The sequence below is a fragment of the Pontibacter pamirensis genome, assembly GCF_010015475.1.
GTDB lineage: Bacteria > Bacteroidota > Bacteroidia > Cytophagales > Hymenobacteraceae > Pontibacter > Pontibacter pamirensis.
Map to the genome: position 1 here is coordinate 70,931 of NZ_SSNI01000029.1, position 15,177 is coordinate 86,107.

Below are 15,177 nucleotides of genomic sequence, written 5' to 3' on the forward strand. Positions count from 1 at the left end.
CTTACTCCCCCCCCACTACATTATTTTACTTGCTACAGATTACTTGCCTCTACTTTCATGATGCCGTTCATCAGGCGCCAGTGGCCTGGTACAGTACACACAAAGGGATACTCGCCCGGCTTATCAGGGGCCGTGAACACCAGCGTTTCCCTTCCCTGCGGGTCCACTAACGGCGTGGCAACGATTACCTCTGTCATATTCGGGATGTAGTTCTTCGCAGCTCCCTTCGGATCGCGAGCCAACGCATCGGCGGCCTTACCAACCTTCTCCAGCGTACCTGGCATAATAACCAGGAAATTGTGCTGCATGAAATCAGGGTTGGAGAAATGAAGCGTTATCTTCTGGCCTGCCTTCACAGTGAAAGACTCCTTGTCGAACTTCATTTCGTGCTCCACCACCTTGATGTTGATGGTTGCCCCTTTTTCAGTAGGTTTGGCAGCAGGCTTTGCGGCGGCCGTTTTTGTTGCAGGCTTGGTGTTGGGAGCAATCGCCCTCACATTTCTGTCTCTGGTTACCGCAGCCACAGTAGAGTTGCCTTTTGCCCTTGTAGTTTCAGTAGGTTTCTTGAGTTCCAGGCTGGCATCTCTCCTTAACTGGCCTTTGAAATAAAACCTGTCCGGATAGTCGCCTACTTTGTTTTCTCCTTCTCTTACATCACGGCCTACACGTACTTCTTCCGTTGCCAGTGGCTCAGTGAAAAGAGATGGGGCCTGGGCTTCGGCCACGGTTTGATCGTTTACATTGATAGTCATCAGGCCTCCGGAAGACAACCTGGCTACCGCATCAAATCTTTCGGTGGGCAAGGCTGTCGTGGAAGTTGCCTTGTAAGCCTTTCCGTTCTGCTTCACTAACCAGTGTAACTTGTTGTCCTGCACGTACAGGCTATACCCGGCGTCTTTGTCGCCATGAGACATTACCACGCCCTCAAAGCCATCGTCTGAAGCCCCTATGGAAGCGCGCACCGTGATTTCCTTTCCGGTCACATCCGGAGGGAACAGAATAGGAGTCCACCTGTCCAGTCTGTACTGCTCCTGCCCCATACTTTTAACGAGGCGCTCTGAGAGTGTCAGTACAGAATCGGGTCTTTCAAGGGAAAGGTTGGTAGGGGCCGCTGCCATGAATCCTTGCTGATGGGCAAGCGCAGCGGCGAAGAACGCCTGCGGCAGGTATTCATCCTCTGCGTTCTCAGGCTTTTGGCTTTCCTCGTACACCAGCTTTCCTAATTCAGGAGAGGCAGGCATGTCGGCAATGGCCAGTACGGCGGCCATTCGTGTCTTCAGATCCTTGTCATTGATTAGATTTGCATTCTGGATGGCGGCCAGGGTGTTCTCATTTCTCGGCAGCACCTGCACCGCGTTTTTCCGCACACCGGCAGCCGGGTGAGACAGTGCCTTGGTCACCACCTCCAGCGCCTGAGCATTAGAACCGTCCAGGGCACCCAAGCCGTGCAGCGTCCACAGTGCGTGTACAGCAGGGCTGTTAAGGCCAATCTCGTCTACGCTTTGGTCGTTGATTAGGGCATACAGGCTTGGTATAACTTCCGTCTTCTGGTTCTCTACAATCAGGCGCTGCGCTGTTGTGCGCCAGAACATATTGTCGTTGCTTAATGCTGCCACCAGTCCTTCTGCATTGCTGGCACTCAGTTGCATTGGCTCATGAGGCTTCGCGCCTTTATATACCAGCCGATAGATGCGGCCGTGCTGCTTGTCGCGCCATGGGTTCACGTAGGCGTTGCCCTCCCCGTTCTCGAAGCCGCGCGGTGTCGGGTTGTGCTGGATAATGAAGTTGTACCAGTCTGCCACCCAGATGGCACCGTCCGGTCCCACCTCTGCATGCACAGGGGCAAACCACTCATCCGAGCTTGAAAGTAAATTGAAACCGTTTTTTTCTATATAACCGGCACCTTTTCGGCTCAGTACCGCCTTGTGCAGCACGCGCCCGGTCGGTTCAGTTACAAGGCCCACGCTGTTCCAGAAGGACTTTGGATAGTCTCTGGCAGTATAGATGTTGTGTCCCGCCGCAGCCGTGTACCCGCCGTGGTAGTCTACCTGGCGCAGGTATGGTGTAATGTGCGGCATGTCGTAGTGTGTGTCGATACGGTAAACCGTGTTGCCGGAACCACCAGCCATTGCCCGCTTGGCATATTGGTTCGGCATAGCGAAGTAAGCGCTGTGCAAGCCGTTGGCAGTGGACACGAACACATCAAACTCTTCGGAGAAGCCAAGGCCCCAGGTGTTGTTCGTGGTTCTGCCCAAGGCCTCTAGATTCTCACCATCCGGGTCGAAGCGGTAGAGGGCCTGGCTGAAAGCCAGGTCTTTGCCGTTTACCGTTCCGTTGTAACCAGCGTAACCTACCACACCCCATACTTTGTTGTCCAGGCCATACTTCAGGTTGGAGGGACCTGCGTGTGTATCCGTCTTGCCCCAACCTGTGATGATGTTTTCCTTTACATCAGCCTTGTCATCCCCATCGGTGTCTTTCAGAAAGACAAAGTTGGGAGCCATGGAGATGATCACACCACCGTTGGCAAATGTAAGGCTGGTAGGGATGTTCAGGCCATCCGCGAAAACAGTAAACTTGTCTGCTTTGCCGTCGCCGTCTGTGTCTTCCAGTATTTTTATGCGGTCATCGCCTGTATTGTCATCCGTTCTAACTTCGTTCGGGTAATCAACTGTTTCTATCACCCATAATCGCCCTCTCTCGTCCCAGGCCATGGCGATAGGATTGATGATGTCCGGCTCAGAGGCAAAGAGCTGCAACTCAAAATCAACCGGAACCTTTATCAGCTTCTGGGATTCTTCCGGCGAAAGCGCGTGCTGGAACCGGGGAGCCGGATCGCGTTTTTCGTAGTTAGGGATATCTGCATCTTCAAAGTTGGGGGTAGGAATATTTAGCCGCGCCAACCGGTCTTTTGCCTCGTCGCTAACGGCCCACTTCACGCCGCTTGCCACGAGTTTGTGGAAACCGGGATTGTTCCACGTCCGCTCGTCATGTCCGTAGGCGGTGTAAAATACCTTTCCCTCGCCTTGCTCTCTAACCCATGTCCACGGCTCACGGTGGTCTCCCTCCACGCGCTCCATCAGCACCGTCATGTCCGGGTTTATCTTATGATGCACATAGGTTTCGTCCCAAGTCTCGAAATCTGAGAGCCCCTGCATCACAGGATGCTCCGGCTTTACGATGGGGGCTGTAAAGGTGCCCACCTTATGTGACTTGAACTGCCCACCCACTGCGTTAACGTACCAGTCGGAGTTCCTGAACATATAAGTGGCGCTGTGAATCGGGATAAGTGCTTTGCCTCCTTCCACAAATCCTTTCACCGCCTGCTCCTGCTCCGGAGTGATTTCCTCGTGGTTGGCGTAGATCATCAGGCCGTCGTAGTCCTCCAGGTTCTCTGCCGTCAGGTCATCCGGGTCTGCTGTGTAGTGCAGGCTGATGCCCTCCTGGAATAAGGGAAGCGCCAGCATCGGGAAAAACTTTTCGGAATCGTGGTGCCTGCTCTCGTGTCCCAGGAAAAGGATATCGATTCTCTTGGCTGGAGCTTCGGATTGAGCGCTCTGCCCCGTCTGCGCCCTCTGGGAACAACCACCTATCACCAAACTATAGACAACAATAATGCACAGTAACTTCTTCATATAAGCGTTCCTATTATTACTTTTTATAAATCTCTGACTTCTATTAGCACTATAAGTATAAAAACACATTAAGGAAAACATACTAATCAGAATCTAAAGCGCCTTTAAAGGCTTTGCTGATTTCTTTATGACTTCTTAGCTATAGCTGTTGGCATTAGCCATGATTAGTAGCAGTGATTAATCACTCCGTATAATGGGTCATTAATGTGATTTCTAAAATTATCTGGACTTAAAGACCTTAATCTAAGGGTTAAAGAAGCGAGACAAACTGCTCAATTCTCCAATAAATAACTCCCTCAGTCTATAGCCAACAGTATTTTAAGTAAGATGCTCTGCCTCCAGAATAAAACTATAACTGAAATATAATCAATTTCATTGAAAGCTCCTTACGCAAACGTAATAAATACACTTATCCTTTGCCTCTTCAGAATTAGCAAATACCAATACTATATTAACAATAGCTCCAGGACAAGGCCAAAGCCCTTTGCTACTGGCTTCGAAATAAGCATCCTGAGGAAGACCAAGTTACTGGAAGTGCCAGATGAAATACATGGAGCAGGCCGAGGCGCAGTCTATTGCCCGAAGGTCTGGTAGGGCACGTTCTCCTTATCGCAGGAATCACGGGAGGCAGGGCCGTTTCATTCTACATTTTGTCATCCTGTAAAGGATCTTGTGGGCCAGTAGCGAGAGCTTAACCTCCCGGGGGTAGGGGTCTTCTATATATACCAAGTTTCTTAACAGAATGACAGTGAAATTCTTAGAATGAAACGGCCCTACCCTCAAGGAGACAATTTCTCAAGAAGAGATGCGTTTGCAGAAAAGTTATGGAACAAGATAAGGTTTGAAGACTTGCGCTAGTGGAATGGTCAATAGAGCAACCCTGCCTTTACAAGCTACAGTACAACAGGCGCTCCTCCTTCTACCCTGCTCCTGCTAACGTCGTTGCTGCTATGCGCCAGGCAGTCATCCAGCAGGTATAGGATGGATTGATAGTTATTTCCGACAGCTTCTGACATAGCCATCTCGCAGGTTCTGGCGCTGGAGTAATAGCCGTCGTAGATTTGCTGCTTTACTTCCTGCGCTTCCGGGAAGGTGGCAGATTGTGTGAGTTCCGGCACCAAAAAGCCTCTGTCGCCGGCCATGCCACAACAGCCTGCCTGCACCGGCACGGTTACCTCCTGCGCCAGTTGCTTTGCGATATTCACGAACTTTGCCTCCAGCCCCATCTTCTGCAGCGAGCAAACCGGATGCAACACCACCCGTCCTTTCTTTTTTAGCGCTTTAGCCTGCGGCAGCAGAAAATCGGCTATATAGTCAATGCTGTCGATGATTCGGAGCGCGTCGAACTTTTGCTGGTTTTCCGGCGAAAGCGCTGGCCGGCAGTTTTGCAGGGTATGCGTGCAGGACGTTATATCCAGCACAAGCGGCAGCCTTCCGGCATCCGTCCACTGCCACACCTTTTCAATGGTGTCGTTCACTGTGAACGTATAGGCTTTGCTATACCCTTTAGAGGAAAAAATCTGGCCGCAGCAGCCCCCATTTATATTCTGTGGAATCAGGAAGCGGATACCCGCTTTCTCTGACACACTGCTGAACGTCTCCACAATACTTTTTTTGTTTCCTTCTGAGTTTCCCATGGTCCGGGAAATGCAGGTAGGGAAATACACGACCGCAGCATGTGCTTTTGAGCCAGCTGCTTTGGCAATATGCGCTGCTATGTCCGGAGCAGGAGCGAGTTGGTCTGACCACAGCGGGAAAGCAGGAAGCACGTCTTTTACGCCCTTTGTCAGCTTTGCCAGCGTATGCGCCCCCAGCAGTTTGTTGACTCCGGCACCTGCCTGTAACCCAACTTTAACCACCCAGGTTATGGGTTTAAAGTTTTTAGCCACCAGCAGCGCCACGTTATTCGCAAAATCGCTGTGGTTCTCCCTCCGAAGCCGCTTTACCAGGTCGCCTGTGTTGATGTCGACGGGGCAGGCGGTGGCGCATAAGCCGTCCACGGCGCAGGTGTCCAGCCCGTCGTACTGGTACTGCTGCAGAAGTTCTTTATGCTGCTTTTTATCTCCCTGCCTCTTCAGCTTCAGCAGCTCTCTCCTGACAACAATCCTTCTCCTGGGCGTAAGGGTTATGTTCCGGCTGGGGCATTTATGCTCGCAGAAGCCGCATTCCATACACTTATCCACTTCCGGCTCCACCTTGGGCAGGTCTTTTAGGTTTTGGATGTGTGCGTTTTTGTCGTGGTTGATTATCACACCAGGGTTAAGCAGATTATCAGGATCAATGATCTGCTTGAGCGTTTTCATGATTTGATACACCTCACTCCCCCACTCTGTCTCCACAAAAGGAGCCATGTTACGGCCTGTGCCATGTTCTGCCTTTAAAGCACCGTTATATTTCTTCACCACCAGGGCCACAACCTCCTGCAGGAAGCGGTCATACCGCTCAATTTCGGCTGGCGTGTCGAATGCCTGGGTGACCACAAAATGGATGTTGCCGTCTTTGGCGTGGCCGAAGATGATGGCTTTGTCATACCCATGCACCTTAAAGAGCGCCTGCAGGTCCAGAATGGCATCGCCGAGCTTTTCAACCGGGAAAGCAATGTCTTCGAGTATAACGGTTGTGCCGCTTGCTCTGACAGCTCCCACCGCCGGGAACATGCCTTTACGCACTTTCCATAAAAGCGCCTGCTCACTGGGATCCACAGTAAACACAGGCTGGTTCAGCAGCGAAAGCTCCGGGGAAACTGAGATAAAAACAGCTATCTTTTCCTGCACCTCCTCCTGGTTGTTTCCTTGGTATTCCACCAGCAGGGCAGCCGCCGTTTCAGGCAACGTACTTATCTCTGCTGGCACGCCTGCCATGTGCTCTACCGACCGCAGCGAAGCTCTGTCCATCAACTCTACCGCTTCCGCTCCGGATACTGTCAGAGGCACAATCGCCTGGCATGCCGCGTAAATATCAGGGAAGTACATCAGGGCAGTAGACTTGGCCGGGTAATCCGGCACTGTGCGCAGAACGGCTTCTGAGATAAAACCCAGCGTACCTTCGGCACCAATTAAAAGATGCGCCAGAATATCCAGCGGATGTTCATAATCAATAAAAGCATTTACGGAATAGCCAACCGTGTTTTTGGTTTTATACTTGTGCCGGATAATCTCGTGCAGTGTGGGGCTGTTTCTCACCTGGTCCCGCAACGCCTGAAGCTGCCGGTACAGCTCCGGGCACTCGGTGCCGAACCGGTCGTAATCCGCGGCTGCTTCGGTGGAGAAGGCGTTGCCGTTCGGCAGCATAAACCGGATATACCTGGTGGTATGGTAAGAGTTCTTGCTCACGCCACAGCACATACCACTGGCGTTGTTCGACAGGATGCCGCCCATCATGGCAGAATTGATACTGGCAGGGTCCGGGCCAATCTTTTGTTTATACTTCCGCAGGAACGCGTTTACAATAGCCCCTATCACACCAGGCTGCACCCGCACCAGCGCGCCCTCTTCCTCCACCACCACCTTATTCCAGAACTGGCTCAGGTCAACCAGTATACCATCTGTTATAGACTGGCCAGAAAGGCTTGTGCCAGCCGCACGAAAGGTAACTGGTATTTTGTGTTGATGAGAAAGTGCAAAAAGGGCCCTTACCTCTTCCTCCGAAACAGGCTGCACCACAGCTTCTGGCCTCAGATAATAAAAGCCCGCATCAGAAGCGTAAGACACGACATCGATGAGCCGTGATTTAATCCGCGCTTTTGGCAGAATAGTTTCCAAAAGCTTATCTATCTTCATAAAGGAAGGTAAAGATTAATAGGTTGTTTGTTTTTGTTTTGCGCCTTGTTCATCTACGTTTAGCAGCATCTCGGTCAGGCCCACGCTGCCCGGCTTGCTGGTGATGAGCAATAGTATAAACGTAATGGCCGCGTTCAATATTATAAGCTCAAAGCCCAAGGCATAGCCTGTCCAGGCAACGGAGTTACTATCGATGACATACGTGATAGCAGGGGAAATAAGGCAGATAAAGGGCACGAACCTGTCTTTCACTGACCGCTTGTTTGCCATTCCGAAAGCAAACAGCCCGAGCAGCGGACCATACGTATAGCCGGCTGCCCTGAAGATTGCATTGACGACCGAGTCGTCGTTTATCACCCGGAAAACAAGAATCACCAAAAGCATGATAACAGAGAAAGCCACGTGCACAATGTGCCGGGTACGAATCAAACCTGCATCATTTTTATCTTCTTTTTTATCAAAACCCAAAAAATCGACACAGAAAGAGGTTGTTAAAGCCGTTAAGGCAGAGTCCGTGGTAGCAAAGGTTGCAGCAGTTAAGCCCAGCATGAAAACAATGGCCGGGATGATGTTCAAGTGGTTCAGCGCGATTTCCGGGAACAGGTGATCGGGTGTTCTAAGGGCAGTAACATCAATACCATTGGCTCCTGCATACTGGTAGAGGAGTGCGCCTACGCTCAGGAAAAAGATGTTGATGAAGACGAACACCACCGTGAACGTCAGCATATTCATTTGGGCTTCGCGGATATTTTTGCAGCTCAGGTTCTTTTGCATTAGGTCCTGGTCCAGCCCGGTCATGGCGATTGTCACGAAAATGCCCCCGAAGAAATGCTTCAGGAAATGGGTTTTGTTCCCCATAAAGTCTTCCCAGAAAAACATCTTAGAGTATGAGCTTTCCTTTACAGCTTCAAAGGTTTCCATCAGGTTCATGTTCAGGCTCCTGGAAATAAACCAGATAGACAGAAGCACCGAGGAGAGCAGGAAAACAGTCTGAAGTGTATCTGTGATAACAATCGTTTTGAGGCCGCCCCGATGGGTATAGAGCCAGATAAGCACCAGGCAGATGGCAACGGTAGCCACAAACGGAACATTCCAGGCATCAAAAATAAACTTCTGCAATACAATGGCTACCAGGTAAAGCCTGAAAGCAGATCCAATAACACGGGACACCAGGAAGATCATGGCGCCGGACTTATAACTCCAGTAACCCAGACGTTTCTCCAGGTAAGTATAGATAGAGATCAAGTTTAGGCGGTAGTAGAGCGGCAGCAGGATAGTAGCTATCAGCACAAAGCCAACGGCATTGCCCAGCACAAACTGAAAATACCCAAAGCTGCTGTTGGCCACAGCCCCCGGCACCGAGATAAAGGTAACGCCAGACAAAGCGGTACCAATCATACCAAAGGCAACGAAGTACCATTTGGAATTACGGTTGGCAATAAAAAAGCTGGAGTTATCGGACGCGCCTCTGGAAGTGAGGTAGGAAATACCTATCAACACGACAAAATAACCTATCAGGAAAGACAGAAGAACTATTGGAGACATAGGTTTATTTATTCAAAAGGAAATTAGAAACTCCTGCTGCAGGCAGCGTTCGTTCCAGGTAACAGACGTTTTAGCAAGTATAAACAGATATAATTGGCTTACCTACTCTACTGCCTTAGAAATTAGCCCAAGAAGCCTAAGGTGAAATAGTCATGATACAATCTGACAGTTTGATTAATTTGAGTGTGACGCATTTCATTAACTAAACCCGATTATATCATGACCACTTAAGACAAAATTATCAAAAACAAATAAGGTTTGCTATACCTGGCCGAGATGCTTGGTAACGTGTCCAAAGCATGTAAGGAGATGGGTTACAGCAGGGACTCCTTTTATCGTTTCCATCAACTCTACGAGCAAGGCGACACTGGAATTATTACGTTTTGCTGGAGAGAAGGTGCCGGATAAGCGGCCTATAGATAAAACAGAAAACATATCCGCCTGCTCATACCTTCGGCAGCTTCATGGCAACGGTGATGTATATTATGTGCAGGTGGCTCTTGCTTTTATGAACCAATTTTCTGAGCGCAACGGTAAAAGGTAGAATAAACCAGGAAGTGTATGATAATGAAAGCAAATGTTCAACACCATGATTTCTTTGGCTCTGCCGCTGCCGACATAAGCAACAACACAAACCTTCAGAAGTTTCTAGAATCAAAGAGAGTGGATACAACAAGATATGAAGCAGTCGGGGCTGGATTCAACGGCGGGCATGAAGGCTCTTTCTCAGGCTTTATAATTTGCAAAGACAAGCAAAAGTCTACTGAGGACAGAGATCATATTATAAGGCTGTCTTTCGAAGAGGCAATAAGCAAAGATGAGTTCTTTTCTTTGTTTAAGCGATTCGAAGTGCTCATTGCATCGAAGGATGGCGGTTATGGTATAGCAGAAGTTAACGGAGAGTTAATTGTTTCTAAGGATGAAGCATAAGTTTAAGGAAGGGCAGCACCTTCCTTAAACTTATGCCACCTTGCCATCAGGAGGCAAGCAGTAGCTTATCCAAAGCAACAAGATTAGAAATCACTGTCACTTTCATCGCTGTGTTGCGCTAACGTTAAAAATTTACCCAATCAGCCTCCGCATTAGACTCGATCAGAAAGTCCAGGTATTCATTCAGGGATAGCTCAATAAACTCGTTGATGTCGAGGCTGTTTGTCAGGGGGTCATACCATGCCAGGAAATTGAAGTACCTTCCCTTCAGCCTTTGGCTGCCTGTCATCTCCACCAGCGCATTAGGCTTTCCCATCTCGGCCCATGTGGCCTTGCCCCGGCTTATCAAACCCGCGATATCCGTTTCTAACTGTAACCGCTGCCCCTCTGTCAGACGGTGCCGTTCGGCTAATGTGCCGCTTGCTTCTATTCTATCCATTTTTTATTCAGTTAATATGCTGAATATATAATATAAAAATCAATACAGAAAGCTTATTATATTAAATATTTTTCAACCATATAAATATTTGTTTGCGAAACAAGTAAAAATAGAAAGAATACAAATAAAAACGCCCTCTCAGAAGAGAAGGCATTTTGTTACATGAAACAAATTGCATGTGTTGAGATAGAAATCAATTCCTCCAGGTTCATCACATCAGGATACGGCTACAGGAGCACCCTCCGCTCAATTTCATAGACTAAGCCAATCCGGGTAACTTCCGGAAATCGTTATACTTCAGTAAAGAGCCTGCCTGTGTAACAGAGAATTACAATGCACCCCATTTCAGTACACCAGAAAAGTTCTGTTCTCTGACCCTTTGGCTATGACTGTATTAATTTCTGATTTCCCACGCCAGGGCACTGGCACCCAGGATAGCAGCATCCGCTTCTTTTAGTTCGCTGAAATTTAATGCTACCTTGTTCTTAAAGACAGCCAGCAGGTTCTTTTCCATGTGTTCCCGCACGGGGTCCATAATTAAGTTGCCGGCCTTGGTCACACCGCCAAAGAGGATAATGGCTTCCGGGGATGAAAACATCACAAAATTGGCCAGTGCTTCACCCAGTATCTGGCCGGTAAAGCGATAGACTTCTTTTGCTACTTCATCGCCTTGCATGGCACATTCATATACTGCTTTAGAGTCAATAGCCTCTAGGGGGTATTGTTGCAACAAGCTTTCCCTGCCTGTTTCTGCCATCATTTCCCTTGCCGTAAGGGTTATGCCTGTGGCCGAAGCATAAGCCTCCAAAGTACCAAGCACTCCGGTAGACCAATGCTCCCTTCCGCCGGGGCGTATAATGGTATGGCCCAATTCACCGGCAAAGCCATCATGTCCATAAATCAATTGCCCGCCAGATACAATGCCACTGCCCACTCCGGTACCCAGGGTAATAACAATAAAGTCTTTCATGCCTCTTGCCGCGCCATACATCATTTCGCCTACTGCAGCGGCATTAGCATCATTGGTGATGGAACACGGCAAGCCAAACTGTTCGCTAATCATACTGGCGAAAGGAACAACGCCTTTCCAGTTCAAATTAGGAGAGTACTCAATAGAACCGGTGAAGTAGTTAGCATTGGGAGCTCCAATACCAATTCCTTTGATGTTTTCCTTACCTACCTCATCAATGATCGGAGAGAAAACAGCGTATAAGGCATCTACGAACGCTTCTGCTGTTTCGTATTTGCTGGTAGACATTCTGCCGCTGTGGGTAATATCTCCGCGGTGGTTTACGATGCCGTATTTGGTGTTGGTACCCCCAATATCCACACCTATGGCGTATTGTTGTAAGTTATTGTTCATTAATTTAATATTGATGCTAGCTGCAACTTCTTAATGTTTATTTCAAAAATACTGTTTTATTTAATTCTGCTGACTCTTTAGCTGCCTCTAATATTTCTACGGCAGTAACATTGACGGGCAGTCCATAGAGGTCGTTATCACCCAGCGTCAGCCTGCCACTTACTACAGACGCCAGTAAAGAAAACGGGTCGGCATAGGGTTCAGGGCGTGGCTCCAGCTTCAATACCGCTTCAGGTGACTTCTCACTCAGACGCTGACGAACTGTTGTTGCATCTACGGCAACAGCATAGCCTTTCTCTCCATAAACCTCCATATCCTTTCTGGAGAAAGGCCAGTTCCAGGAGCCCTGAATGATGCATTGGGCTTTGGGATATTGCAAGATGAGGGACGCTTCATCATCCACTTCTTTGTAAATGCCAGGCTTATTCTGATGGACTACCGCTGTTACAGAAACCGGTCTTTCTCCTTTCATAAGCCATGTCATCAGGTTTGCACCATAACACCCGAAATCCATCAAGGCCCCTGCCCCATTCTTCTGAGGGTCCGTTAGAATGTCAAGAAACTCTTTACTGACCCCGATTTCCTTTGGCCCCTGGTGCCCGTCATTTACCATAACTTTCCGCACCTCTCCCAACCTCCCCTCCTCAACCAAATCATTAACATACTGATTGCTCGCATACCAGGACGTTTCAAAATTTGTAAGCACATGAATGGAGTACTTCGATGCAAGGGATTGGATTTCTTTTGCATCAGCGAAGGTGGTAGCAAGTGGTTTTTCCACCATCACATGAATTTTCCTCGGAGCACATGCCCTTACCACGGCAATATGCTCACTGGTTGCTCCGAAGGTAGAAACAGCTTCCGGTTTTGCCTGGTCGAGCATTCTGTTCAGGTCACTAAAAAACAGACCTTGGTTTAGCTTATATCGCTTCGCATACTTATCCGCTAACTCCTGATTAGGCTCGTAGATCCCTACCAAAACGATATCCTTTTTATCAGCCCTGTTGAAAATCCAGTCCACATGACCATGACTCAGACCTGCTACAGCAACTCTCACCGGCGCTTGGGCAAAGCTTTGTGTGAGAAACAGAACACATAGAAGGGTAATAAGGTAAATTTTCATGGCCTGCTATTTTCCTGTACAGTAAGGTAAATATAGGACAAATAAATTAATGAGGTAACAGCAAACCCTGCAGTAACGGTAGAATTAGGTATCAAACCCAACTTTTGTCCTGACGAATAGCTCCTGTTTCTACTGTGGCAGCATGATATAAAAGGAAAATGAGCCAAATACTGCTGCTAAGTATTCCGTGGCCTAATTGGGTTGGGAATATGGGTATGTTGCTGGTCGTCTTCGGGCTTGTACTTTACAGTATACCTGCACGGCAGAAGGCACTGCAGATAACTAAAGTTATGGGTATCAGGCATCGTATTTAGCACATGTAATACTCCTAAAGTAAAGTCACAAACATGTGGATAAGGCTGCAAACCTAATCAAGATGCTAGACGAAAGGCCACTTCTGTATACATAACTAGACCCAAACACTGCCTCTTCTGCTGTTTTAGTTTTGGGTGCCGCAGCTACCTGATTCTTACTCGCCTCACAAAGCCAAGAAGCGTTTTATTTGTGCATGTCTGTGTCAGCTAAGCTATATCCACAACTATTAAGCAAAACTAAGAATCTTAGAAAATATCACTACAATAACCCCGAGAGTGTGTACAATATTTTAGCAATCTGTTGTATAGGAAAAGGTATTATTAAATAAAACCCCTGTGTATCAATCAGAAACACAGGATTTTTTTATTGTACTATGTGTAGATGCAGGGATTAACTACCTTCCTAAAAGAAGCCTATACACTACATGTAGGCGGTTTTTAAGAATTGGTATAACATATAGTGTAACGCAGCTTATACAACTCATGCACTTTAGTACCGATTTTGCCTTTATCTTTGCACCATGCTGATAGACCTGAACATGCGTAACAAGAACTGGTGCAGATTCCAGCGCAACGGAGAAGATATAGAGTTTAAAGAGGAAAAGTTTCAAGAGCTGGCTTGTAGCATATGGAGTATGTTGACCTAAACACCGGCTTCGCGCTGATGGGGTTCCTCGACTGCTGGGAGTTTAAAAGAGTAAAGCAGCAGTGTATCGATAAATTTAAGTTGATAGCCTATGATGGTGAGTTCAGCAACATGCGAGAAATCTAGGCGAAGCATTGGACTAAGACCGTCCACAACGGTTATCAGATCTATACCATCCCCCTGAAGAAGTATGATAACCACACGCCAAGTGTAATAACTCCGGATGGTGTAGGTTCACATGGCCGTACAGGAGTTGGAGCGTAAGGCAAGATATAAGGTAAAGATTGTGTTGATTGTCAGAAAATGAAGGCTATATTTAGAAAATAACGATTCTCACGCCGTACCTGACAGCATGAAACCATACGACGGAATCACATTCCGGCAGAAGTTTTACAGAAAGAACACCCCCGTTTAATCATCTACGGGAGCTTTGTGATTGTCCTTGTCTGGAGTATGTCTCAGATGGTAGAGCAGCAGGAGCAGGTAAACGCTTCAGCTCAGCATGTGGAAGATGCTTTGATAGACTTCTACAACACACACACTTCTACAAAACACACGGAGAGCAGCAGGATACAGTAGGTAGGCTATAATACTCCCTTGATTTAGGTCCACTATTTTAATTGAGGTATAACTTTTAACTTAGTGAAACAATGAAAGGGAAAAGAAGAAAATTCAGCGCGGCCTTCAAGGCCAAGGTAGCCCTGGAGGCTCTCAAAGATCGGGAGAGCCTGGCGGAGCTGTCCAAACGCTTCGAGGTGCACCCGAAGATGATCAGCAAATGGAAGCAGGAGTTTGTGGAGAACTCTGCGGCAGTTTTTGAAAAGGAGAAGGGGCCTTCACAGGAGCCTGACACCGAGAAGCTCTATGCCCGCATCGGCAGGCTGGAGTTGGAGAAAGAGTTCCTAAAAAAAAGCTTAGGGAGGCTCGGACTCTAACAGAGCTGAGAAAGCTGGTGGAGCCGACGGGCCAGCTCAGCGTCCGGACCCAGTGTGACTTGCTGGGCATCCACCGCAGCGGCCTCTACTACGCGCCGGCTCAGGAGAGTGAGGAGAACCTGGCGATCATGCGCCTGATGGACGAGCGTTACCTGGACAAGCCCACGCACGGGGTGCTGCAGATGCAGGATTACTTGCGGGATGAAGGGTATGGGGTGAATCACAAGCGGGTCAGAAGGCTCTTGAGGCTCATGGGCCTGGAGGCCATCTACCCCAAAAGGAACCTGAGCCGGCTGGGCCAGGCTGAGTATATCCGCCCTTACCTGCTGCGGGGCCTGGAGATAGCGCACCCAAACCAGGTTTGGGAGGTGGGCATCACCTATATCCCGCTGGAGAAGGGGTTTATGTACCTGACGGCCGTCATCGATGTGTATAGCCGCTATGTGGTCGGCTGGGGCCTGTCCAACA

Annotated in this window: 11 protein-coding genes and 1 pseudogene; 6 read left to right on the forward strand and 6 right to left on the reverse strand. The window is 48.5% G+C overall.

The features are described from left to right. Positions 1-32: 32 nt before the first annotated feature. The 3 genes from E1919_RS19670 to E1919_RS19680 form a co-directional block, all read right to left on the reverse strand. Complete coding sequence (locus E1919_RS19670; RefSeq protein ID WP_162055128.1) at positions 33-3,635, reverse strand: PVC-type heme-binding CxxCH protein; 3,603 nt, start codon at positions 3,633-3,635, stop codon at positions 33-35. An 893-nt stretch (positions 3,636-4,528) separates the two neighbouring features. Beyond that, entirely contained in the window at positions 4,529-7,414 is a 2,886-nt protein-coding gene (locus E1919_RS19675; protein WP_162055129.1) for an FAD-binding and (Fe-S)-binding domain-containing protein, read from the reverse strand. Between the two features lie 15 nt (positions 7,415-7,429). Further along, positions 7,430-8,959, reverse strand: coding sequence for a sodium:solute symporter (locus tag E1919_RS19680; RefSeq protein ID WP_162055130.1), 1,530 nt, complete (start codon positions 8,957-8,959; stop codon positions 7,430-7,432). Positions 8,960-9,217: 258 nt separating this feature from the next. On the opposite strand from E1919_RS19680, the pseudogene E1919_RS19685 reads away from it, so the two are divergent. Together E1919_RS19685 and E1919_RS19690 are read left to right on the forward strand one after the other, a co-directional pair. After that, positions 9,218-9,322 (forward strand): annotated as a pseudogene (locus E1919_RS19685) (helix-turn-helix domain-containing protein); the annotation flags it as partial. Between the two features lie 198 nt (positions 9,323-9,520). Then, a complete protein-coding gene (locus E1919_RS19690; RefSeq protein WP_162055131.1) occupies positions 9,521-9,889 on the forward strand; it encodes a hypothetical protein in 369 nt (122 codons plus the stop codon). A gap of 124 nt (positions 9,890-10,013) precedes the next feature. On the opposite strand, the gene E1919_RS19695 is transcribed toward E1919_RS19690, so the two are convergent. From E1919_RS19695 to E1919_RS19705, 3 genes are all read right to left on the reverse strand, one after another. Beyond that, on the reverse strand, positions 10,014-10,328 hold the full coding sequence (locus tag E1919_RS19695; RefSeq protein ID WP_162055132.1) for a hypothetical protein: 315 nt from the start codon (positions 10,326-10,328) through the stop codon (positions 10,014-10,016). A 394-nt stretch (positions 10,329-10,722) separates the two neighbouring features. After that, positions 10,723-11,691, reverse strand: a complete 969-nt coding sequence (locus tag E1919_RS19700; protein ID WP_202915948.1) for an ROK family protein — start codon at positions 11,689-11,691, stop codon at positions 10,723-10,725. Between the two features lie 37 nt (positions 11,692-11,728). Then, on the reverse strand, positions 11,729-12,814 hold the full coding sequence (locus E1919_RS19705) for a Gfo/Idh/MocA family protein (protein ID WP_162055133.1): 1,086 nt from the start codon (positions 12,812-12,814) through the stop codon (positions 11,729-11,731). A 942-nt stretch (positions 12,815-13,756) separates the two neighbouring features. Here E1919_RS19705 and E1919_RS19710 point away from each other — a divergent pair. The 4 genes from E1919_RS19710 to E1919_RS19725 form a co-directional block, all read left to right on the forward strand. Continuing rightward, on the forward strand, positions 13,757-13,900 hold the full coding sequence (locus tag E1919_RS19710; protein WP_162055134.1) for a hypothetical protein: 144 nt from the start codon (positions 13,757-13,759) through the stop codon (positions 13,898-13,900). A gap of 306 nt (positions 13,901-14,206) precedes the next feature. After that, positions 14,207-14,353, forward strand: coding sequence for a hypothetical protein (locus tag E1919_RS19715; protein WP_162055135.1), 147 nt, complete (start codon positions 14,207-14,209; stop codon positions 14,351-14,353). Positions 14,354-14,424: 71 nt separating this feature from the next. After that, the gene (locus E1919_RS19720; protein ID WP_162055136.1) at positions 14,425-14,709 is read left to right on the forward strand and encodes a transposase; all 285 of its coding nucleotides are present in this window, start codon (positions 14,425-14,427) and stop codon (positions 14,707-14,709) included. Between the two features lie 17 nt (positions 14,710-14,726). After that, a partial coding sequence (locus tag E1919_RS19725; RefSeq protein WP_162055137.1) for an IS3 family transposase occupies positions 14,727-15,177 on the forward strand: 451 nt, incomplete at its 3' end.